The 21383-nt window shown below is 66.2% G+C and carries 22 protein-coding genes; 14 read left to right on the forward strand and 8 right to left on the reverse strand.

Going from position 1 to position 21383, the window contains the following annotated elements:
• Nucleotides 1–40: 40 nt before the first annotated feature.
• Both AC5P8Y_RS09075 and AC5P8Y_RS09080 read right to left on the reverse strand, forming a co-directional pair.
• A complete protein-coding gene (locus AC5P8Y_RS09075; protein WP_111187979.1) occupies nucleotides 41–1492 on the reverse strand; it encodes a S41 family peptidase in 1452 nt (483 codons plus the stop codon).
• Between the two features lie 87 nt (nucleotides 1493–1579).
• Nucleotides 1580–3154, reverse strand: coding sequence for a S15 peptidase family protein (locus AC5P8Y_RS09080; RefSeq protein WP_049403744.1), 1575 nt, complete (start codon nucleotides 3152–3154; stop codon nucleotides 1580–1582).
• Between the two features lie 323 nt (nucleotides 3155–3477).
• Between AC5P8Y_RS09080 and AC5P8Y_RS09085 the strand changes: the two genes are divergently transcribed.
• From AC5P8Y_RS09085 to AC5P8Y_RS09095, 3 genes are all read left to right on the forward strand, one after another.
• Entirely contained in the window at nucleotides 3478–4611 is a 1134-nt protein-coding gene (locus tag AC5P8Y_RS09085; RefSeq protein WP_239507114.1) for a hypothetical protein, read from the forward strand.
• A gap of 292 nt (nucleotides 4612–4903) precedes the next feature.
• Nucleotides 4904–5644, forward strand: a complete 741-nt coding sequence (locus AC5P8Y_RS09090) for a DNA/RNA non-specific endonuclease (RefSeq protein WP_049403746.1) — start codon at nucleotides 4904–4906, stop codon at nucleotides 5642–5644.
• Between the two features lie 104 nt (nucleotides 5645–5748).
• Nucleotides 5749–6444 (forward strand): HAD family hydrolase, encoded by a 696-nt coding sequence (locus AC5P8Y_RS09095; protein WP_111187977.1) that lies wholly within the window; start codon nucleotides 5749–5751, stop codon nucleotides 6442–6444.
• 6 nt (nucleotides 6445–6450) lie between these two features.
• Here AC5P8Y_RS09095 and AC5P8Y_RS09100 read toward each other — a convergent pair whose 3' ends face one another.
• From AC5P8Y_RS09100 to AC5P8Y_RS09115, 4 genes are read right to left on the reverse strand one after another with little or no spacing between them, the layout of a single operon-like run.
• Nucleotides 6451–6681: a hypothetical protein gene (locus AC5P8Y_RS09100; RefSeq protein WP_033834252.1), complete on the reverse strand. Its 231-nt coding sequence runs from the start codon at nucleotides 6679–6681 to the stop codon at nucleotides 6451–6453.
• The gene (locus AC5P8Y_RS09105) at nucleotides 6678–7103 is read right to left on the reverse strand and encodes a VOC family protein (protein WP_049450762.1); all 426 of its coding nucleotides are present in this window, start codon (nucleotides 7101–7103) and stop codon (nucleotides 6678–6680) included. Before AC5P8Y_RS09105 ends, AC5P8Y_RS09100 begins: the two co-directional genes overlap by 4 nt.
• Before the next feature lie 10 nt (nucleotides 7104–7113).
• Nucleotides 7114–7575, reverse strand: a complete 462-nt coding sequence (locus AC5P8Y_RS09110) for a helix-turn-helix domain-containing protein (RefSeq protein WP_005409769.1) — start codon at nucleotides 7573–7575, stop codon at nucleotides 7114–7116.
• Nucleotides 7572–8498, reverse strand: coding sequence for a LysR substrate-binding domain-containing protein (locus tag AC5P8Y_RS09115; protein WP_033834255.1), 927 nt, complete (start codon nucleotides 8496–8498; stop codon nucleotides 7572–7574). The genes AC5P8Y_RS09110 and AC5P8Y_RS09115 overlap by 4 nt, the downstream gene beginning before the upstream one ends.
• Nucleotides 8499–8589: 91 nt before the next feature.
• Here AC5P8Y_RS09115 and AC5P8Y_RS09120 point away from each other — a divergent pair, with 91 nt between their 5' ends.
• From AC5P8Y_RS09120 to AC5P8Y_RS09135, 4 genes are all read left to right on the forward strand, one after another.
• Nucleotides 8590–9630 carry a hypothetical protein gene (locus AC5P8Y_RS09120; RefSeq protein WP_495201937.1) on the forward strand — a complete coding sequence of 347 codons (1041 nt, stop codon included), beginning with the start codon at nucleotides 8590–8592 and terminating at the stop codon, nucleotides 9628–9630.
• Nucleotides 9627–10508, forward strand: coding sequence for a TolB family protein (locus AC5P8Y_RS09125; RefSeq protein WP_049433512.1), 882 nt, complete (start codon nucleotides 9627–9629; stop codon nucleotides 10506–10508). Before AC5P8Y_RS09120 ends, AC5P8Y_RS09125 begins: the two co-directional genes overlap by 4 nt.
• A gap of 67 nt (nucleotides 10509–10575) precedes the next feature.
• Nucleotides 10576–11112, forward strand: a complete 537-nt coding sequence (locus AC5P8Y_RS09130) for a GFA family protein (RefSeq protein WP_164133336.1) — start codon at nucleotides 10576–10578, stop codon at nucleotides 11110–11112.
• Entirely contained in the window at nucleotides 11105–11413 is a 309-nt protein-coding gene (locus tag AC5P8Y_RS09135) for a DUF6958 family protein (RefSeq protein ID WP_049403754.1), read from the forward strand. The genes AC5P8Y_RS09130 and AC5P8Y_RS09135 overlap by 8 nt, the downstream gene beginning before the upstream one ends.
• On the opposite strand, the gene AC5P8Y_RS09140 is transcribed toward AC5P8Y_RS09135, so the two are convergent.
• The gene (locus AC5P8Y_RS09140; RefSeq protein ID WP_049403755.1) at nucleotides 11414–12769 is read right to left on the reverse strand and encodes a sigma-54 dependent transcriptional regulator; all 1356 of its coding nucleotides are present in this window, start codon (nucleotides 12767–12769) and stop codon (nucleotides 11414–11416) included.
• Between the two features lie 396 nt (nucleotides 12770–13165).
• Here AC5P8Y_RS09140 and AC5P8Y_RS09145 point away from each other — a divergent pair, with 396 nt between their 5' ends.
• The 6 genes from AC5P8Y_RS09145 to AC5P8Y_RS09170 all read left to right on the forward strand — a co-directional run bounded on the left by AC5P8Y_RS09145 (nucleotide 13166) and on the right by AC5P8Y_RS09170 (nucleotide 18575).
• On the forward strand, nucleotides 13166–13696 hold the full coding sequence (locus AC5P8Y_RS09145) for a FapA family amyloid fibril periplasmic chaperone (protein ID WP_049433515.1): 531 nt from the start codon (nucleotides 13166–13168) through the stop codon (nucleotides 13694–13696).
• The gene (locus AC5P8Y_RS09150; protein WP_049433516.1) at nucleotides 13693–14310 is read left to right on the forward strand and encodes a FapB/FapC family functional amyloid domain-containing protein; all 618 of its coding nucleotides are present in this window, start codon (nucleotides 13693–13695) and stop codon (nucleotides 14308–14310) included. Before AC5P8Y_RS09145 ends, AC5P8Y_RS09150 begins: the two co-directional genes overlap by 4 nt.
• Nucleotides 14311–14353: 43 nt before the next feature.
• Complete coding sequence (locus tag AC5P8Y_RS09155) at nucleotides 14354–15670, forward strand: FapB/FapC family functional amyloid domain-containing protein (protein ID WP_184013654.1); 1317 nt, start codon at nucleotides 14354–14356, stop codon at nucleotides 15668–15670.
• 99 nt (nucleotides 15671–15769) lie between these two features.
• On the forward strand, nucleotides 15770–16474 hold the full coding sequence (locus AC5P8Y_RS09160; RefSeq protein ID WP_049403758.1) for a C39 family peptidase: 705 nt from the start codon (nucleotides 15770–15772) through the stop codon (nucleotides 16472–16474).
• 12 nt (nucleotides 16475–16486) lie between these two features.
• Entirely contained in the window at nucleotides 16487–17236 is a 750-nt protein-coding gene (locus tag AC5P8Y_RS09165) for a hypothetical protein (RefSeq protein WP_049403785.1), read from the forward strand.
• A gap of 46 nt (nucleotides 17237–17282) precedes the next feature.
• Entirely contained in the window at nucleotides 17283–18575 is a 1293-nt protein-coding gene (locus tag AC5P8Y_RS09170) for a transporter (protein ID WP_043033388.1), read from the forward strand.
• Between the two features lie 16 nt (nucleotides 18576–18591).
• On the opposite strand, the gene AC5P8Y_RS09175 is transcribed toward AC5P8Y_RS09170, so the two are convergent.
• Nucleotides 18592–20004 (reverse strand): hypothetical protein, encoded by a 1413-nt coding sequence (locus AC5P8Y_RS09175; protein WP_495201938.1) that lies wholly within the window; start codon nucleotides 20002–20004, stop codon nucleotides 18592–18594.
• Nucleotides 20005–20226: 222 nt separating this feature from the next.
• On the opposite strand from AC5P8Y_RS09175, the gene AC5P8Y_RS09180 reads away from it, so the two are divergent.
• Nucleotides 20227–21366, forward strand: a complete 1140-nt coding sequence (locus AC5P8Y_RS09180) for an SPFH domain-containing protein (protein ID WP_005409782.1) — start codon at nucleotides 20227–20229, stop codon at nucleotides 21364–21366.
• Nucleotides 21367–21383: the final 17 nt, after the last annotated feature.

Below are 21383 nucleotides of genomic sequence, written 5' to 3' on the forward strand. Positions count from 1 at the left end.
AACAGCACGTGGGAATCCCGCGTCATGGGCAGGCGCGTCGTCACAACGCCAGCAGCCACGCTTCCAGTGCGCGTGTGCCCCGCATGTCGCCGTCATAGCGACGATCCGGCACATGCGGTTCATTCGAACCACGCACCCGCCCCCGGAAAACCTTCATCGGCACCGAAATCCTGGCCAGCCCGCTTGGCAGCCGCTCCGGCCTGACATCCATGTAGAGGCTGTCGGCCGAAGTCTCGACGCCCACCTGCACCGCGCCCAGCCGTTTCCACAGATCCAGTGCATCGAGGCAGGCCGAGCCGCAGGAGGCATCGGCCACGATCACCACCCTGCCCCTGCGCAGCGGAGCGGCCGGGCCTGCGGTTGCAGCTGTATCTGCCCTGGCCTCGGATGGCTCGCGCCACACTGCCTCACCCCGGCCGCGTGCCCGTGCCATGCCCGTCGTCACCGATTCCAGCATGCGACGCAGCTCTGGCGACGCGTCGGGCGCCTGCACCAGCTTCTGCAGGAAGCCGCGCAACTGGGCGATGTTGGCCTCGGAGGTCCGCCACTCCACCCAGCTGGGATCGGACAGCGCGTCCACGGCGGCACGGCCCCAGATCAATCGCGCCAGTTCGATGCTCCATTGCGAAGCACCGCCACTGTTGCCACGCACATCCAGCACGACCGACGGTGCCTGCTGCAGTGCTGCGGCTTTTGGAGCAAGCTGCTCGAGCAGCGCGGTCAGTTCCTTGAAGTTCTGCTCCGTAGGGTCGGCATTGAAGCTGCTGGTGGTGATCCAGTAGCCACCGCCTGGCATCGTGTGCCAACCATTGGCCGGGCGGAAGCTGCGACGGGTATCGGCCAGGCGCTCCTTGCGCTGTGCGGCCTGCAGCGGCTGCCACTGCAGTGCATAGGATTTCTCGCGTCCGTCCACCAGGAAAACGCAGCTGCGCAGCGTGGGCACGAACGGATTGCCCTGCTCCAGCAGCACTTCACCACCACCCTGGATGCGGCTGGCCTGCAGGTTCCAGCGCCCGCTGAAGTCACCCACCCGGCGCGCAGCCAGTGTCTGCGCATCGATGCCGTCACAGGACAGCAATCGAGCCCCCAGCGGCGGATGGCCCGGACCACCGTCCACGGTCATGACCACCTGCGCATCACCGTCGAAACCGGTCAGGAACCCCGGCCACTGCGTCGGAAGATCGGGAGCGCCGGCAAGCGCGTTGAGGCTGACGTGGCCGTCATTGAAGGAGGCCGCGTAACCCTTCATCGCCCACCAGTAGCCTGCGAAGCTGTCGACATTGGCCGCGCGCGAGCGGGCAAGCGCCGAGGCGGCCTCCAGCTGCGGAACGAAACCCGGATTCCGCAGATCCACGGCGCCCGGATGGCTGCCGCGCATGGCAGCGTCGGCAGCGTCCAGATCCTTCAACAGCGTGTCCGACCAGTCGCTCGGCGCGCCTTGCGCGGTGGGCGCCGCAAGCACCGCACCGAGCAGCAGCCCTGCAATGATCATGGATTCATCCCTTTGCCGGAACAAACGCCAGTCTCGCAGTTTTCCAGCCTGGCGAAGCGCGCCCGCCGCAACGGGCGCGGCCGTCCGTCAATGCAGCGGCAGCTTCAGCATCGAAGGCGCGTTCGCCGGTGAACTGAAGGTCACCGTGCCACCCAACTGGCTGATGCCTGCGTAGCGCAGGTCCACGGTGTCCATCACCAGAGTCAGGCGACTGCCGGCCGGCACGTCCCAGCTGCTGGCCTCCAGCCGCAGGTCGATGGTCTTCGCCTGCCCCGGCGTGGCGCCCCGCAGCGTATAGGGCTTGTGGCTGATCAGCTGGCCATTGCCCAGCACGTCCTCGGCATAGAGATACGCGTACAACGTGGTGTCGGCGCGGCTTGGCGTGACCGTCATCCGCACTTCCGGCGCGCCATCCAGACGGCGTGCACTCCAGTAGATCGGCCCTTGCCAGACGCCCGCGGCGTTGCGCCCGACGAACGGCACATAGGCGCCCGGTGGCAGGTTGATCATCTGCAGCGCGCCGGACGCCATCACCACGCCCGAGTTTGCGGCCGTAAGCAGGCCGCTGCCGATTCGGTAGCTCCAGCCGGCGCCGCCACCGTTCGCCACCAGTCCACCGGTGGGCTGCAACAGCCCGCTCGGCGCGGTCAGCCCGTAGCTCACCGCGCCCGTCCGCGTAGCCTGCCAATCCGGATAGTGGCTCCAGCTGCCCTTCTGCGACTTCAGCTGCACCGCAGGCTGCCGGTCGATGCCATTGGCCACCCCCTTCAGGTAATGGTCGAACCAGTCGCCCACCGAATCGTAGACCTCGTTGGGAACACCCAGTGCGCCAAAGGCTTCGTTGAGCGCGTGATCGCCATGGCGCAACTGCAGCTGCTTGGGGCCCTTCAGGCGGTTGAAGAAATCGACCAGCTGGCCCGGCGGGAACAGGCTGTCGTTGAAGGCGTTGGCCAGGAACACCGCTGGCTGGTTGGCGTTGATCTCATCGATGCTGGCCCCGGGGCTGCGCTGCGCCGCCACCGGCAACAGCGAGTCCACCGCGCCCTGGTAGTTGCCGACCAGCACATTGCGATTGATGGTGGACAGCTCCGGTCCCGGGCGACCGGTGGCCAGGCCTGCGGCAACCAACAGCGCGATGCCCTGTGCGCTGGGGGTGTCGTTGCTGTACAGCGAGGCCTGCAGGTCGGCCCATCCACTCAGTGCAGCCACTGCCTTGATGCGCGGATCGCGTGCGGCCGCCAGCAGGCTGGTGCCGGCCCCATAGGAGATGCCCGATACGCCGATTCGTGACGGGTCGGTGCGGGTGTTGTCCAGCGCCCAGTCAATCAGTGCACTGACATCCTCCACCGTGGCCGGCCCGGCGATGTCGATGCTGCCGCCGGATTCCCAGAAGCCACGCGAGCTGTAGCTGATGACCACATAGCCGCGCCGGGCCAACGACTGCGCCACGCCCACGTACTCCACGCTGGGCACCGCCCAGCTGCTGGGCATCACCAGCAGCGGATACCGTCCGCTGCCCGCGTCCTGCGGTTCGATGACGAAGGCCCCGAGAGGCGTTCCATCCCAGCTGGGAATGGTGCGATGGGTGGTCTTGACCGTGGCCGCCCAGGCGGTGGGCGCCAGCCCGGTCAGCAGGATCAACAGCAGCACTACCTTGCGCATCGTGGTCTCTCCCCGTCGGTGGTGGTGCAACGGGTTGGACCGTACCAGTGCGAATGGTGGGTGGCACCTTGCGACGCAGCATGACGTTTGCTGCGTTGCCGGCCCGTGGGATCGATGCTATTAGAGCTCGGTCTCAAGGATGAATGGACGTCATGGGGTCACGCTTCCTGCTGCTTGCTGTACTGGCGCTATGTGCGCAACCAACCGTGATGGCCAACGAACGGGAGCTCTCCGACGCGGCGGCCCGGGAGGTCTTCCTGCACGCAGAACAACTCTGCAACGGAGACCGGGGCCGACTGTGGGGGCACTCCCTGTGCGGGCCGATGATGCTGGTTGATCCAGGGAGCCGTCAGGTCATCGCCTCGCACGCAGACGTACAGGGGGCGCTGAAGGCAAGCGGTAACGTGTTCGCAGGCCAGCTTCCGGCCGATGCGATCGTCGCCAATACCGCCGTGGACTGGTCCGGCACACGCTGGACGCAGCTGCTTTGGCCATTGCCGCAGGACGCGTCCCGGCGCAGTACCCTGCTGGCTCACGAAATGTTCCATCGCCTGCAACCGGCGTTGCCCATCATCGCGCCGACCGAGGGCGGAAACGAACACCTCGACACGCTTGAAGGACGCTACTGGCTGCAACTGGAATGGCGCGCACTGGCGGATGCGCTTGCGGCCACCGATGCAGTGGCGCAGCACACTGCGATGATGGATGCGCTTGCATTCCGCGCCGAACGCCATCGCCAGTTCCCTGCGGCAGCGCAGGAAGAAGCGGCGCTGGAATTGAACGAGGGCCTGGCCGAGTACACCGGCGTGTTCGTGGGCAACCCAACGCGCTCCACACGTACCCAGGCGGCGCTGCATGACCTTCGCGCGCACGTTGCTGATCTCAGCTTCGTCCGCTCTTTCGCCTATGCCACCGGTCCGGCCTATGGCCTGCTGCTGGACCAGGTTGCGCCCGGTTGGCATCGCAATCTTGGCCATCCCGCCCGCGATCTCGGTTCACTTCTGGCAGAGCGCATGCACAGCACTCCACTCACCGGCGAAGCTGCACTGTTGACCACGGCAGCACGCTATGACGGGCCTGCGCTGCGCGAAACGGAAGTGCAGCGCGAACAGCAGCGCCTTGCACAGCTTGAACGCAACCAGGCCCGCTTCGTGACCGGGCCGGTACTGCGGCTGGATCTTCGCAGCATGCGCATCCAGTTCGACCCCAGCAACATGCAGCCGCTACCTGGCATCGGCACGGTGTATCACACGATGCAGCTGAGCGACGTATGGGGAACATTGACGGTCACCGATGGAGCGTTGCTGCAGAATGACTGGAAGGCCGTGTTCGTGCAGGCGCCTGCCTCGGGCAAACTGCCCCTGCAGGGTCACGGATGGGCGCTGAGCCTGGCCCCCGGATGGTCGCTGGTACCAGGAGCGCGCCGCGGCGACTACGTGTTGCGGGCACAGCCCTGAGCCTGGCGGCGACAGGCACCGCCATGCCCTAGCACTCGCGCGTGTCACCCACGCGCCGCCTGATCTGACACATCTCCAGTGCTTGCGCGCTGTCACAGCTTCGTCTTTTCATCGTTGACCGAAAGACGACAGCTTGTGACGCTTACGACACCGCAAGGCCTCCACCGGCCTGTCATAGCGGCCACGTCCCACCGCAATCCGTAGCACCCGTCCCCGCAACGCCCTCCCATGACTTCGCCTCGGCCTGGTTGTGGCGGACGGCTGCGCCCTGAACTTCTGCTGGAGAACCGCAATGCGCCTTGCAACCTTCTTCTTCGCGTTCGTCCTCAGTGCCTTCGCCGGCGCTGCCCAGGCCCAGGTCGTCACCCTCAACAAGGGCGGCTTCGTGCTCACCTACGACTGCAGCATCCACAGCGCCACCCGCTACGAATACACCCTGACCGCAGACACCGGGTCGGCCGCGCGCCCGTCCAGCTTCTACAAGGATCCGGACCTGCCGGCAGGCTGCCTCGGCCAGACCAGCACCGCTTCCTACGCCAGCATCAAGTCTGGCTATGACCGCGGCCATCTGGTGACGTCCAACCACATGGACTACAACGCGACCTACATCCGCCGCGCCAACTACATGACCAACATCGTTCCGCAGGTGTCCAGCTTCAACCAGGGCATCTGGGTGAAGGCCGAGAACGTGGCCGAGTGCTACCGCGACATCGCGCCGGTGGATGTCTATGGTGGCGTGGTCTACGGCGACGCCTCCAACGACTACTTCCTTTCCAGCCACGGCATCCCGACGCCGGAGTTCTTCTGGAAGACCATCATCACCCGTGACCCGACCACCGGCACCGCCAAGGCGATCAGCTGGATCATTCCCAACGAAGCCAATCTGGGCAGCCTCGACAGCTATCTGGTGACCATCGCCGATCTGGAGGAGCTGCTGGGTGCGAGCTACGTGGCGATCAACGCACCGGCCTCGTTGAAGAACATGCTGCCGGCCAGCACCTGGCCGCAGCCGGCGGGCTGTGACCTGGGCTGACCGGCTGGCCGGGAATGGGTGGCACCCAGTCCGGGTGCCACACAGGGATGGCTGTGGGAAAATGGCGGGCAATTGCACCACCGCATTGCCCCCTGGAGCTGTAGATGTCCCGTTTCCCCTTCGATGCCGTGCTGTTCGACTGCGACGGCGTACTCGTCGATTCCGAGCCGCTGGTCGCCCGCGTTCTCTCGGAAATGCTGACCGCACGCGGCTGGCCGCTGACCCCGGCGCAGGCGGGTGAAGTCTTCCTCGGCCAGTCCGTGGCCCATCTGGCAAGGCTGATCGCAGAGCGCACCGGCAAGCCGTTCACCGAGGAATGGCTGGAGGAGTTCCGCCATCAGCGCAACCGGGCACTGGAACGTGACCTTGAAGCGATCCAGGGGGCACCCGAGGCCGTGCGTGCGATCGCTGCAGCCACCGGCGGGCGGATCGCCTGCGCTTCCGGTGCCGACCTGCACAAGGTGAAGCTGCAGCTGGGCAAGGTCGGCATCCTTGATGCCTTCGGTGCCCATGTGTTCAGTGGCCAGGACATGCCGCGCACGAAGCCGCACCCGGACGTGTACCTGGCTGCAGCTGCAGCGCTGGGCGTCGACCCGACGCGCTGTGCAGTGATCGAGGACACCGTCACCGGCGCCACTGCCGGCGTTGCCGCAGGCGCCACCGTGTTCGGCTTCAGTGAGGGTGGCCCGCACCACAGTACACCTGAAGCCCTGCGCGCAGTCGGTGCAAAGGTGATTTTCCAGCGCATGGACCAGCTGCCGGGCCTGCTTGCCGCCCACGCGGTGGACGCCGTCGCCTGACTCTGCTCAGCCCGCGGTGCCCAGTGCGGCGCTGCGGCGCTTTCCGGCGTAGTGCAGCGCGAACAGGTACAGGCCGGTGAACAGTTGCAGAAACAGCGGCGGCAGCGGCGAATAGGTGATCCACGCTGCAGGTTCGCCCTGCCCCAGCCCGCGAACGGCGAAGTTGGCGATCACCGCCAGGGTGAACACGATCGAGGTCCAACGATGCACGGGCCGTGCCCAGCCACCGCGGCTCATTGCCGGCGCCTCGCTTCGGAACGGGCTTCGATCATCTTCCAGCCATTGCCTGATGGGTCACGGAATCCGGCGTCGACGGCGCCATAGCGCTCGATCGGCTCCTGGGTGAATTCCACGCCCTGTGCCAGCCATTGCGTGTAGCGCGCCTGGCAGTCATCCACGGCCAGCACCAGCGGCGGCATTGCGCCCTTGGCCACCAGCTGCTGCAGCGAAAGCGCGGTAGCGGCGTCGTGGGTGGGCGGGCCTGGCACGAACAGGCCCAGCTGGAAACCGTCCTGGCCCGGGCTGCGTACCGTCAGCCATCGGTAGCTGCCATTGCGTACGTCGGTATGCACTTCGAAGCCGAGCTTGCCGACGTAGAACGCCAGCGCCTCATCCTGGTCGCGCACATACAGGCCGACTGTGTTCACAGTGTTCGTCATGGGACCTCCCTCAGGTGGGGTCCACGTTAGCAACCGCCTCGCGGCGGCGCTTCTCCAAAACTGCGATCTTCAGGTCCGGGCGCTGCGCGGCGCGTGCATGGCATTCCGGCACGCTGGCCGACGCCGCCTGGCCCGCACGCTCACGCTCACGCACATTGCCCGGGCTGTCACCGGTGATGTCACGGAAGATGCGGCCGAAGGTACCCAGGCTGCTCCACCCGGTCTGCGCGGCGATTTCGGTGACCGGCAACTCGGTGTCACGCAACATCGCCACGGCCCGTTCGATGCGCCGGCTGAGGAGATAGCGGTGCGGTGGCAGCCCGAAGGCCTGCTTGAACGAACGGGCGAAGTGCGCCGGCGACACCGCACTGACCTCGGCCAGGCGCGCGACCGGCCATTCCTCATGGCTGGCGCGGTCCATCCGGTCCTTGGCACGCAGCAGGCGCCGCAGCAGTTCGGGGCTCTGGTTCATGGCACCACCGCCTGGGCCAGGTAGTGGCGTGCCGCGTGCCGCGTCTCAGCGGCCTGCTCGACCAGCCAGTCACGCAATGCAATGACCTTGGCACTGCCATTTCGCGCCGTGGGTGCCACGAACCAGAAGCTGCGACCGTCGCTGGCGACACCCGGATGCGCCTGCACCAGCCGCCCGCTGTCCAGCTCGGCCTGGAAAAGGATCGGCGAACCAATGGCGATGCCTTGCCCGGCGATCGCGGCGCCGACATCCAGATGCTCGACGGCAAAGGGCGCGACGAAACTCTCCGGTGCCGGCGGTGGAATGTGCCCGTGCGCGGCAAACCACAGGGCCCACCAGTCCGGCCGCCCGAGCAGGGGAATCTCCAGCGCACTGCTGCCCAGCCCACGCGCCTCGTGCAGCAGCGCCGGCGCACACAACGGTGTGAACACGCTGGGAAACAAGGGAGTTGCCTGAAGACCCGGCCATTCGCCCTGGCCATTGCGGATGGCGGCATCGAAGTGACCGGCGGCCAGATCCTGCGGCGCTGCCGACAGGTCCAGTTCCAGCACGAACTGCCGGTGGCGGGCGCGGAACGTGCCCAGCCGCGGCGTCAGCCAACTGGTGCCCAGCGTCGGCAGCACGGACAGGCGCAGTCGCGCCGCATCCCTGTCAGCGGCGCGCATGAAGCTGGCGCGCAGTGCATCGAATGCCCGGGTCGCCTCCTGGGCGACGCTGGCACCCGCCACCGTCAGTTCCACGTGCTGTGCGTGGCGCAGGAACAGGCAGATCCCGGTCTGGACCTCCAGCCGCCGCACGTGGTAGCTCACCGACGCCGCACTGGTGTCAAGCTCTTCGGCGGCGCGCGCGAAGCTGCCCAGCCGCGCCGCCGCCTCGAAGGCACGGATGGCGGCAAGCGATGGCAGCTGGCGTTGGGTGACCATAAGTGTGACTTAGCCTGAGCCCCGATATCTGCGTGGTCAATCCCCCTGGTACGCGCAACGATGGAGGCACCTTCGACAGGGGATCACGCACATGGATCGACGGCAGTTCCTGGCCACCCTGGCCGCCGCGGCGGCATCTACGGCGCTGCCCTCCGGGTGGGCCCTGCCCAGCCACAGCGAAGACTGGCAATGGTTGCAGGGCAACTGGCAGGTCCGGCACCGACGCCTGAAGGAGCGCCTGATCGGCGATACCCGTTGGGAGTCCTTCACGGGTTCCAGCGCGGTCTGGCTCACCCTGGGCGGACTCGGCACCATCGATGACAACGTCATGGCGCTGCCTTCGGGCGCCTACAGGGGCCTGGGCGTGCGCGCATTCGATCCGGTGTCTTCCACCTGGTCGATCTGGTGGATCGATGGCCGCAACCCTGCCCATATCGAAGCCCCTGTGCGCGGCGCTTTCAAGGGCGATGCCGGCAGCTTCCGCGGCACCGACCGGATCGACGGGCGCCCCATCGAGGTCTGGTTCCGTTGGCATGACATCCACGGCGAGGAGCCGTGGTGGGAACAGGCGTTCTCCGACGATGCCGGTGCGCACTGGGAAGTGAACTGGCGCAACTGGTTCCGCCGCACTGCTGCGGTCCCCTCTCCGCTTCCGAAGCTGCCGGATGCACCAAGCGATTTTGATTTCCTGGTGAGCCATTGGAACGTGCGCCATCGTCGCCTGCGCGCTCGGCTGGCAGGCAGCAATGCATGGGACGCGTTCAACGGCACCCTGCACAACTGGCCGGTCCTGGGAGGATTCGGCAACGTGGGTGACAACCTGATGCACATGCCTGGAGCGCCGCTGCGCGGCATGGGCATCCGCGCCTGGAATGCGGCGGAGCGGCACTGGCTGAGCTGGTGGCTGGATGGCCGGGAGCCAACCCGGATCGGCGCGCCACTGCGCGGTGGTTTCCAGGCCGGTGTCGGCCGCTTCTTCGGCGAAGACCAGCACAACGGCCGATCAATCCAGACGCGGGTGATCTGGTCACGCATTACCCCGCGCTCGGCGCGTTGGGAACAGGCGGCATCGACCGATGGCGGGCGCAGCTGGGAAACCAACTGGGTCAGCGACTTCGAGCGACAGGCATGAAGGCGCTGCTGGCCGTGATGCTGCTGGTTGCTGCGTCGCCTCCCGCGTCTCCATCACGGGTGCTGCGGATCGTCGGCCCCGCCGAGCGCTTCGCCCCGGGCGTTGCATCCACGCAATACGACGAGATTCGACTGACCTTGAGCCCGGACGGTAGAACCGCACTGTGGTTCAGCCGCAACCGGCCCGGCGGTCCGGGCGGGTATGACATCTGGGTCTCCCGCAACGATGGTCAGCGCTGGCGGCCGGCGATGCCGGTGCCGTTCAACTCGCCGGGGCGCGACTTCGATCCCGCCTTTTCCGCCGATGGCCGCGTGGTGTATTTCTGTTCGGATCGCGCAGGCGGCCAGGGCGGCGACGATCTGTACCGGGTCAGCATGGGGAGCGACGGTCGATTCGGGGAGCCGGTCAATCTCGGCCCGGCAGTGAACAGCGCGGCCGATGAATTCGCGCCGATGCTCTCGCCCGACGCAGCCACGCTGCTGTTCTCCAGCGATCGCGCAGGCGGTGCGGGTGGCCATGACCTCTACGTCGCAGCGATGGTCCGTGGCATGGCGCAGCCGGCACGGCCGCTGCCGGGAGACCTCAATACCGCAGCGCAGGAGTTCGATGCCACCTTCCTGGGCGACGGCCGGACGCTGGTGTTTGCCCGCGCCCTGGACTTCGGCAGTGCACCGGTACGCCAGTTCATTGCCTACGCGCGTGGAGACCGTTATGACGCGGGCCTTGCATTGCCCTCCCCCTTGAACGAGGCCTCCGGCGACAGCTACGGCGCGATGCTGGATGGCTCGCAACCCGACACCTTGACCTATTCGGCGCGGCGCGCGAACGGTGCAGGGTTGGACCTGTACCGCATCCGCTATCGGATGATGCGCCCCTGAAGGCAGATGGTGTCGATTTTCGGCGCCCCGGTTCGTCGAGAGGATGAAACCCCAGGAGAAAACGCAGATGGCCTCACACCAGTCCCTTGCCTGCGCCTGCGGCCAGGTGCGCCTGACCGCCACGGGCCAACCCATTGCCACCGTCGAATGCTGCTGCGACAGCTGCCGCAAGGCCGGCGCCATGCTGCAGTCGATGCCCCGAGCACCGGACGTCCTGGGCACGCACGGCCAGACGCTCTTCGTAATGCACCGCAAGGATCGCGTCAGCATCGATGCCGGACATGCCATGCTGCGCGCGTTGCGGTTGTCCAGCAGGGGCCGCAGCCGCCGCGTCGTGGCGGGATGCTGCAATACACCGCTGTTCCTGGAGTTCAGCGGTGGCCATTGGCTGAGCCTGTATGGCCTGTTGTGGCCGGCGTCGACAAGACCCGCCGTGGAGATGCGGACGATGGTCAGTGATCTTCCTGACCCGTCTGTCCTTCCGGACGATGTGCCGAACCTGAAGACCCACTCGCTGCGGTTCTACGCCCGCCTGATGAAGGCGTGGATCGCCATGGGCTTCCGCAGCCCGCGCATCGAGGTCGCGGGAGATACCCATGTCTGAGCCCGAGCGGATCGAGATCGAGAGCATCACCACGCCCGGGCACGTCCAGCGCGTGGATCGGGCCAAGTATCTCGCCATGCGCCACGCCTTGCTGCGGGCCCTGCCTGCGCAACCGCCCGGCCTGACCGTTGCGCAGGCAAAACAGGCACTGCTGCCACATCTGCCCGCCACCTTGTTCCCGGCGGGTGCCACCGCTGGCTGGTGGTTGAAGGCCGTGCAGCTGGACCTGGAAGCCAAGTGCGTGATCGAGCGCGTCACGGGCAAGCCGTTGCGCCTGTTCAAGCACCTCGCAGCCGGCTGATCAGCGCTGCGCAGGCAGCTCCAGCCGGTGCTTGCGGCACAGGCGATACACCGTCACCCGCGATATCTGCATCTGCCGCGCACACTCGGAGACGTTGTAGCCGGTCTGGCGCAGGGTCTGCAGCAGCACATCGCGCTCGGCCTGCCCCCGTGCATCGTGCAGCATCGCCGCCGGCAGGACCGCCGCCGATGCGCCCAGCTCCAGGTCACGCTCACTGATCAGCTCGCCTTCGGCCATGATCGCTGCACGCTGCACACGGTTGAGAAGTTCGCGTACGTTGCCGGGCCAGTCGAAGCGCCGCATGGCCTGTACTGCGGCCGGTGCAAAGCCGCGTGCACGCACGCCGTGGCGCAACCGGAAGCAGCGCAGGAAGTGCTCGGCCAGCAGCTGCACGTCGGCACCGCGCTCGCGCAGCGGTGGCATCAGCAGGCGCAGCACATTCAGGCGGTAGTAGAGATCGCTGCGGAACCGTCCCTGCGCCACCGCGTGTTCCAGTTCGACGTGGGTCGCGGCAAGTACACGTACGTCTGCGCGCAGCGGCTGGCTACTGCCCACGCGCTCGAAGGTTCCCTCCTGCAACACACGCAGCAGACTGGTCTGTGCCTCTGCCGGAAGATCGCCCACCTCATCAAGAAACACCGTTCCGCCATGGGCCGATTCGAACACGCCGATCTGCCGCTTGTCGGCACCGGTGAACGAGCCACGCTCGTGGCCGAACAGCTCCGACTGCACCAGGTTGGCCGGAATCGCACCGCAGTTCACTGCAATGAAAGGCTTGCCGGCACGCCCCGACAGCGCATGCAGCGCGTGTGCGGCCAGTTCCTTGCCTGTACCGGTTTCACCGGTGACCAGCACCGGCAGCTCCACCGGCGCAAACTTGTGCAGCACCGTGCGCACCGCATGCAACGCGGCGCTTTCGCCAATCAGCGCGTGCGGTCCGTGCCCACCGCAGGTTGCGTCGACAGGCGGATCATCCGCGTCGAACTGCTGGCGCATTGCGCAGACCAGGTCCTGCAGGCCGAACGGCAGCGTGAAGCGCGCGCAGCATCGCTGCAGCAACGGCAGCCAAGCCGGCGATGTGGGTCCGGCACCCGGTGGCAGTACCGCCAGCCAGGATAGATGCTGGTGCTGCTCGATCCACGGCGCCAGCAGCTGCAGCGCGACCGCATCGAGATGGCGCAGATCGAGCACGGCGAGCAATCGATCGCGCCCGCGCAGGCCAATCGCCATGGCGGGATCGGGATGGATGCTGCGCACAGACCAGCCCGCTGCCGCCAGCGCACTGCGCTCGTTCGCCAACGGCTCGCCAAACCAGAGCACGCAACGTGACGTAGAAGCCTCCGGGACCGCTGCCATGCTTCCCCCAGCATCCGGACACCGTCGGCGGACTGTCAGGCAATCACCGGCGTGCCGCCCTCCGCCGGGACCTCTACGGCCACCGAGGTGGCCTTTGTTGGACGGATCCTAGCGCTTCCCTAAACGGCGGCGCAATGAGCAGTGCGTCAAGAAATTCGAGGCTGAAGCTGCACCGTTGCAGACGGCGACGCCACCTGTAACACCGATGCGACAGTCGCCCGCCGCCCTTGCCCTGCGGTGCCTGGGGCTTCGAAATCCCAACAATTCCGCGACGTGCCTGTAACAGCATGGCAGCAGCCCGGTCAGGTGCTGCACGGTCACGACGTTGGCGGGTGGGCACTTCGAAGTTGGCACGGTTGATGCGTGGTTCCGCCGCACCCATCGCGGGAGATCGGCATGGACGGCACCACCCTGATTCGCGGCCTGGCCGCAGCACTGGCAACAGCCCTGCTGTCGGTTGGCGCCGACGCGTCCGCGTCGGGCGCCCGCCAGGGCGTGAAGGCACAACCGGGCGAAATCGTCCTGTTGCGGGACGTCTCCGCGCGGCCGGCCTATCGCATGGCACCACCGGGCATGGCGCTGATTGCCGACCCGAAGCCGCAGCGCGAGATCGCCGCCGCATTGGGTGTCGGCGGCACGACGACCGGCATGGACGAGTTGAGCGATGAGGACTATGCCGGCATGGGCGCCGGCCAGGCCGCGTCCATCGCGGCGCCGGGCGGAACCACCGTTGAACGGGTCACCCAGCAGGCCTTGGGCGGCACGCTGGGCCGCAGTGGCGACGGCATGGTCGGCAGCAGCCTGGGGGGCGCCATGAGTGGGCCGCTCGGTGCGGTCGGCAGCAGCACCCGCGGTATCGCCGATACCGTGCGCGGCGCACTGGCCCAGTTCCCGCTGCAGGGCACGGCCCCGGCAGGTAGAAAATGAAGCCCCTGCACGGCGTGCTTCTGCTGCTCGCTACCGCGCCCTCGGCGACCCGGGCCGATGACTACAGCGGCATGCTGGCCTATCTCGACGTGGCCCGGATCGACGGCCACGCACTGGCCGGGGCGAATGGCGCCATCGCCGTGAACCAGGCCGCCGGCGACCTCAACGTGCAAGCCAACCTGCGGGGTATCGCCAAGGGCGATCGCGCCGACGTGGCGATCAATGCGCGGCAACTGCAGCAGGGCAACCGCGTGCTGTCCGGGCCGCTGCAAGCCACTGCATTGATTTGCGGTGACGCACTGGCCGGTGCCAGTGGCATCGCATCCATCAACCAGGCCAGCGGCATCGCCAACACGACGCTCAACGTCGTCAGCGCGACGCTGGCCCGACAGGGCATACGCGAAACCGACGATACGGCCTTGGCCGCCGAGGGTTCCGCGTTGGCAGGGGGGCGGGACGACACCGGTCGCGGCGTCGCGACGGGCACCCGCAGCGCCGGTGTAGCCAGCACCGCGCTGCGGGGATTCGACGGGGTCCTGCAACTCAATCAGATCGCGGGCAACGGCAACGATACGGCCAACGTACTGGGCCTGGTCGTGCAGGACCGCCCGTGACAACCACCCAACCGATGCACCACCTGATGAGAGAGAGGGCACCATGAAAGCGACCGTCAAACAGACCATGCTCGCCATGGCGATTGCCACTGCCTCGACCGCCGCTGCGGCCAATGGCTGGGACAACCAGAACGCCAACGCGAACATCAACCACAACCACACCGTCAGCGAAACCCGGAACGATACGCACAACCACACCGACAACGACGTGCGCAACCGCACCGTCAACGTCAATGTGCAGAAGCACAGCAACATCCAGGCCGACGAACGCAAGGAGAAGAACAACCACGGCGTCGACGTGAACCTGGAGAAGGACCTGCGGCTGAGCACCGACATCAATTTCTCCGGCGATCCGAACATCACCGGCGACATCGACCTCGACTCGGCGGCCATTGCCGTGATCGACAACCGCCAGTCGATCAGCAACAACGCCACCAGCAACAGCCTGGTCACCAACAGTGCGTCCATCGGTGACAGCGTGGGTGCCGGCGCATCGGGCAATCTCGGCTTCAACGTGGTCTCCGGCGACAACAATGCCCAGGACAATGCCGCGTCGTTGTCCGCTGCCGATGCGTCCTTCAGCTTCGGCATGGCCGACGCCGAGGTGTTCGTCAACCAGGCCGGCTTCGGCAACGCGACCATGAACTCCGGCGCCACCAACGCCGCAGGTCTTGGCGGCAACGCTTTTGGCGGCGCCTCCGGCAACATCGGCGTGAACATCGCCTCGGGCAACAACAACGAGCAGAAGAACGCGCTCGCGGCCTCGGTCGCGACCACCGCGGTGGCCCAGTCGAGCATCAGCTCCAACCAGGTCTCCACCGGCAACACGGTCAGCAACGCCGGCTTCGTGCAGTCCTACACCGATACCGTGCAGGTCGGCATGCGTGGCGGCGTCAGTGGCCTGACCCTGGCCTATGGCGCGGGCACCTACCGCGGTACCGGCAACGCCTACCAGATGGCCAACTACTATCTGGATACCTGGAGTGGCGAGCTGCCACACCCGGGTGGCAACAGCACCGGCCACATCGACCTGGACAACCAGATCCAGAACGCCACGATGAACCCCAACCGGCCGGGGGTGGGCGGCCTGGGCTTCGATACGCGTGAGAGTGGCACCAGCCAGTTCGTCGAACTGGGCGTGGCCGACCTGTATGCCAGCCTCAGCGGCACGGTCAGCACCACGCGCTGGGTGAACGTCAACGCGACCAACACCTCGGCATTGTCGGGCAGCGCCTTCTCCGGCGCCTCCGGCAACATCGGCGTGAACGTGGCTTCCGGCACCGGCAACCTGCAGGCCAACAGCCTGGCCCTGGCAGTCGCCCAGCCCAGCACCGGCGGCGGTGGTGGCAGCGGCGAGTAAGCGCAACACCCCGGCCGTCCGCCAATGGCCGGGTTCCCGGGAGCCCCTGTCCCTCCTCCCCCTTGGGGCAGGGGCTCCCCCCTGCTGCCGGAGACTGTGATGATCCGTTGCCGTCTTTCGATGTGCCTGCTGGCCTGCCTGTTGCTGCTGGCCACTGTTCCTGCGTGGGCGGGCGACGTGCGCTTCAGTGGCGTACTGCCCAATGGAGCGCTGCTGCAGCAGAAGGTGGAGAGCATGCAGGAGCGGCGCTACCGCAACGTGGTACGCCAGCACACCGACTACAGCTGCGGGGCTGCGGCGCTGGCGACCATCCTTCGCCACGCCTACCACCTGGACACCGACGAGGCGACGGTCATCGAAGGGATGATGGGGGTATCCGATCCGGCGCTGGTCGCCGAACGCGGCTTTTCGCTGCTCGACATCAAGCGCTACGTGGAGTCACTGGGCATGCGTGGGCGCGGCTACCGCATCGATGAAACACGACTGCGCACCCTTCGCGTGCCGGGACTGGTGCTGATGGACGTGCGCGGTTTCCGCCATTTCGTGGTGCTCAAGCAGGTGCGCAACGGCATCGTGGAAGTGGCTGACCCGATCCTCGGCAACCGCAGCCTGGCGCTGCCGGAGTTCCTGGCCGCCTGGCCATCGCGCGCGGTCTTCGTGGTGATCGGCAGCGACTTCGATCGCAACACCGCTCTTCTGCAACCCAGCGAACGGCCCAGTGCCCGCGCGCTCTTCGCGCGGCAAGGGCCGATCACCGATGCCGAACTGGTCGACTTCGGCTTCAGCCACGCCGACCTGTTCTGAGGAGGTATGACCATGTTCCGCCAACACGTATGGATGGCTCTGCTGCTGATGGCCCCTGCCCTGCCTCTGCAGGCCGCCGACGGCAGGACCGGGCGTGGCCTCACGGAAATCCCCGATCCGGAGCTGGGCCTGATGCGGGGGCGCTACACCGTGGGCGGCAACAACGTCGCCTGGTTCGGGGTCACCATGGTGTCGCAGTGGCAGGCCAGCAACGGCACGACCCTGCAGGGCGGCCTGACCCTGGGCATGGACTTCCGTGGCGGTGGCGCGCCGAAACTCAGCTTCCAGCCCAGCGTGCATGTCACGGCAGCCGATGCGCCGCTGCCCGATACCCACGGACGCAGCATCGACAGCAGCGGCCTGGCCGACGCCAGCGGTCTGGTGCAGAGCGTGCAGGTGGCCGGCGATGGCAATCTCGCGCGCAACGTCACCACGCTGACGGTTCGCGGGGGTGGCGTGCCGGCGGCTCTTTCTGATGGCGCAGGCAGTGTCAGTGCGCAGCAGGGCGGCGCCAGCGCGACGGCGGTGCTGGAAGGCAACCAGGCACGCCTGCTGCTGCAGGTGGACGGCCAGGGACTGGTACAGCAGTGGATCCGCAATGGCAGCGTCGGCCAGGGCATCGCCCTCGCCGGTGACGGCCAGATCGCCAGCAACCAGCTGCGGCTGGAACTGGTACGCGACACCGTAGGCGGCAACCTGCCGTTGAGCCAGAACGTGGCCCAGGCGATTGCGCTGAACCGCGGCATGGGGCCGGGCCAGTAGCACGGCGCGGCATTGGGGGAGACGCTCCACAACGCAGGACACGAACATGCACACCCTGATGAGGATCACCCCGATGGCGCTGGCGGCGCTGGCGGGCACCGCCCTTGCCGCACCGACGACGCCGGACGATGGCGCCGACGTGCAGGCCCTGGCCAACCAGCTGGAACAGCTGAAGGCCAACTACGCACAGGAAGTGCGGCGGTTGCGCGAACTGGACATGCAGGTGCAGGCCATGCAGGCGCGCCTGGGCGGGCGGGTTGGCCCAGCCTCGACCCCACCGGCCGCGCCATTGGCGCAGGCAGCGGCCGCCGCGGCTCCACCGAGCAGCGAGGGTTACGCCAGTTCCGCCGCAGAAGCACAACAGGCCAGGCAGGAGTCGCGCCGCAGCGTGGACGACGTGAAACAGCAGCAATCGGCCCTGTTCTCGCGTCGTTTCACCATCGAGAACAGCCTCACCTACGCACGCTACGACCGCAAGCAGCTCACCCTCAACGGCTTCCTCGCGTTGGACGCGATCTTCCTCGGCAATATCGCCATCGAGAACGTGGAGTCCGACTCGCTGACCTACAACGTGGCGGCCCGCTGGGGCGTCAGCCCGAACCTGACGCTCAACCTGGATGTGCCCTACCTGGCGCGGCGCACCGTGTACCAGAAAGGCGGCGCCGGCGGTGCAGCAGCTGCCATCGCGCAGGAGCAGACCAACGGCAACGGCCTGGGCGACATTGGCCTGAGCGCGAACTACCGGCTGTTCGGCGAACGCGGCTGGCGCCCGGAGACCGTGCTCACGGCCGGCGTCACCGCCCCCACCGGGCGCGCACCCTACGGCCTGGACTGGAAGGTGATCGAGCGCGATGACGATGACTACATCCGCTTCGCCGTGCCGCGCGAGCAACCCACCGGCAACGGTGTATGGCAGGCCAACCTCGGCCTGTCGATGGTGAAGACCGCCGATCCGGCCATCCTGTTCGCCAACATCGGCTATGTGCACTCCATCCCGCGCGGATTCAACGACATCGACAGCAATCCGGACACGGTGAACCCGGGCGACGTGAAGCTGGGTGGCTCGGTGTACTTCGGCGCAGGCGTGGCCTTCGCATTCAACGAGCGGACCAGCCTGAGCCTGTCCTTCAGTGACCGCATCAGCGCCCGCGCCTCCACCCGCTTCCAGGGCGGCAAGTGGATGAAGGTGATCGGCAGTGATGCCAATGCGGCGTCCCTGAACCTGGGCGTGACTTATGCGTTGAACCAGCACACCACGCTGGTGACGCTGCTGGGCATCGGGCTGACCCCGGATGCGCCGGACTTCACGTTGGCGTTCAAGATTCCGTACATGTTGTAAGGGCGCACTTGAAGTGTCACGGACCTGTGGGCAGGCATATCTGCGCATGTTCCACGTGGGTACAGCCGCATCGAGGTGGAGCTGCGAGCAAAGGTATGTACTTATGCCCGTGCTGCTTCTGGCATCTGCTGCAATAGGAGCGCCAATTGGTCTGTGTCACGATCCAGCCAGCCAATTGAGCTTCTGACGATGATTGGGAGGGTGGATTGCCGGGATACGCACCATTGAATGTTGAAAATACCATTCGACCTGGGCCGACCCCTGCTGGCGTGCTGTTCGCAGTAACCTCACCGCCGTGGTGAGGAGCTACCATTCCGGTGAGATCCTGCTTGGCAGATGACGGAATGGATGGATAGTCAGCGTCACCGGTCAGCAGAACGCGCGCATGATCGGATTCCACTCTTAGCGCCAGGGAAGTGTTGTTCTTCAGATATGCAGGCGTGTTGGGCGTATTCGGGCCCGGATTGCATCGATGGATCACCACAGAGCCAACACTGATATCCGGCCAATTACTGTTCCAGATGTGAAGCGCGCTCGCCCCTCCAGCCAGTTTCCTGCTTTTGAGAGACAAAAGAAGGTGGAGGTGACTTGCACCCAGGGCCACCGTCGATGGCGGCAAGCGGACAACCCATGGCCTTTCCCGAGCCGTACGACGGTATACAGGATTCACTATCCAGGCACCCTTGCTCTTGTCCCAGCGAGCCACACCAGACTTGAATGCGAAGTGCCAATGATCCTGATCCAAATGAGACAGGACCACTGGCTCGTTGGATTTCCACGACTTGCTGAAGACCAGAGGATTGAAGTTATCCAATGCTGGAGAGCTGAAGCCTTTTATGTATATGGGCCGGCCAAAATCAAAGAAAAGACGAGGATGTTCGTATTGATCCACAAGGGCATTGAAGTTGGCCTGCCCGACGTCGTAGACCGCAACGCCATGCAGCGACACATCGACGCTACGAAGCGCTGCCTCGACCTGCGACGTCTCGGCAGCCTCACTCAGAAAGGAGCGCAGGTTATTGCTCGAGGTCGCCGCGCGTCCTGTCTCGTCCTTCTGCACGGACATGTAGAGTCTTTCACGCCTACTTCCCTCACCAGAGCCATCACCAATTGGAAGTGTCCGCACAGAGATGGCGCCGGCGAAGTTGCGGTTGGAAAGAGTGATCAGGTACCAAGCGTCTTCGCCACGCGCATACTCTTCATCGCTCAGCTCGTAGTCTTCAACCTCACGCGCGTCGACGCTCAGCAGAAGAAAGTCGACGTTATCCGGCGCCTCGTCCATCGCAGCAAATGACTCGGCCGATGCGACGGGCATCGCATCAATCAGAACCGGAGCGTCAAGGTTCCAGCGCCCATTTTCCAGAATGTCAGTCGGCTCGAAGAGTGCGTAGTACTGTGCACTGCGTTCCTCGGATTTGTAGCGCGGCATGCTCTGCACCCTCCTTGACCAGGCCCGACACAGCGTCGGCTGGGACGTCATTGCCCCTCCTCCGATTAGGCCCGGAGTCGGCGGCGGAATCAACGTCCGGACTATTACCGGGGCCCCGTGGCGCCCATTCACCTGCCGGCACCACAGCCGCCCCCGGCCACTGCTATATTCAGCCAAGCTCGGCAGGCATGGTGCCTGCCCTCGAATCACAGGGAGTTGGACATGGGTCTGGTACAGGCGGTGAAGGGTGCGGTTGGCGGTGTGCTGGCCGACCAGTGGAAGGACTTCTACACCGTGCCGGCGGGCCTGCCGTCCACGGCCGCCCTGTTCGCGGCGGTGCCGCAGGGCACCAATGCCGGCCGCGGCTCCAACACCAGCGGCTCGTCCAACATCATCACCAACGGCTCGAAAATCATCGTGCCCGAAGGTTACGGCCTGCTGCTGTTCCAGGACGGCGCGATCACCGCATTCGTCGCCGAACCGGGTGGCTACGAATGGCGTTCGGACGACCTGAACTCGCAGTCGATCTTCGCCGGCGACGGCCTGGTCAGCACCTTCATCAAGCAGAGCTGGGAACGCTTCAAGTTCGGCGGCCAGCCGGGCGCGCAGCAGGCGGCCTACTTCGTCTCGCTGAAGGAACTGCCGGACAACCGCTTCGGCACCCAGTCGGAAATCTACTGGGACGACGGTTTCCTCAATACCCAGGTCGGTGCGATCACCCGCGGCTCGTACACGCTGAAGATCGTCGACCCGATCCTGTTCGTGAAGAACTTCGTACCGGCCAGCTACCTGCGGCCGGGCCAGGTGTTCGACTTCACCGATCTGGACAACGCCGCTGCCAGCCAGCTGTTCAATGAAGTGGTCGGTTCGCTGGCCCCGGCCTTCAGCCTGTATACCAACGATCCGGGCAAGGGCAACCGCATCACCAAGCTGCAGCAGGACTCGCTGGGCTTCGCGCAGAGCCTGTCGGCCGCCGTCGAGCAGGGTTACCAGTGGAAGTCCGACCGCGGCCTGGCCATCGTCAAGACCGCCATCGTCTCGATCGAGTACGACGCCAACACCCGCGAACTGCTGAAGACCGTGCAGCGCGCCGATGCGCTGTCCGGTTCGCGCGGCAATTCCAACCTGCAGGCCAGCGTCGCCCAGGGCATCCAGTCGGCCGGCGAGAACGGCGGTGCGGCGGGCCTGGTCGGTGTCGGCATGGCCTCGGGCATGTTCGGTGTCGGCGGCATGCAGCAGCCGGCCACCCCGGCTGCCGACGATCCGGTCGCCAAGCTGAAGAAGGCCAAGGAAATGCTGGACCTGGGCTTGATCACCCAGAGCGATTACGACGCGCTCAAGGCCAAGGCACTGGGCCTGTAACAGCAGGACGCACAACC

Source organism: Stenotrophomonas sp. YJH_SMC_12-1 (assembly GCF_059370935.1).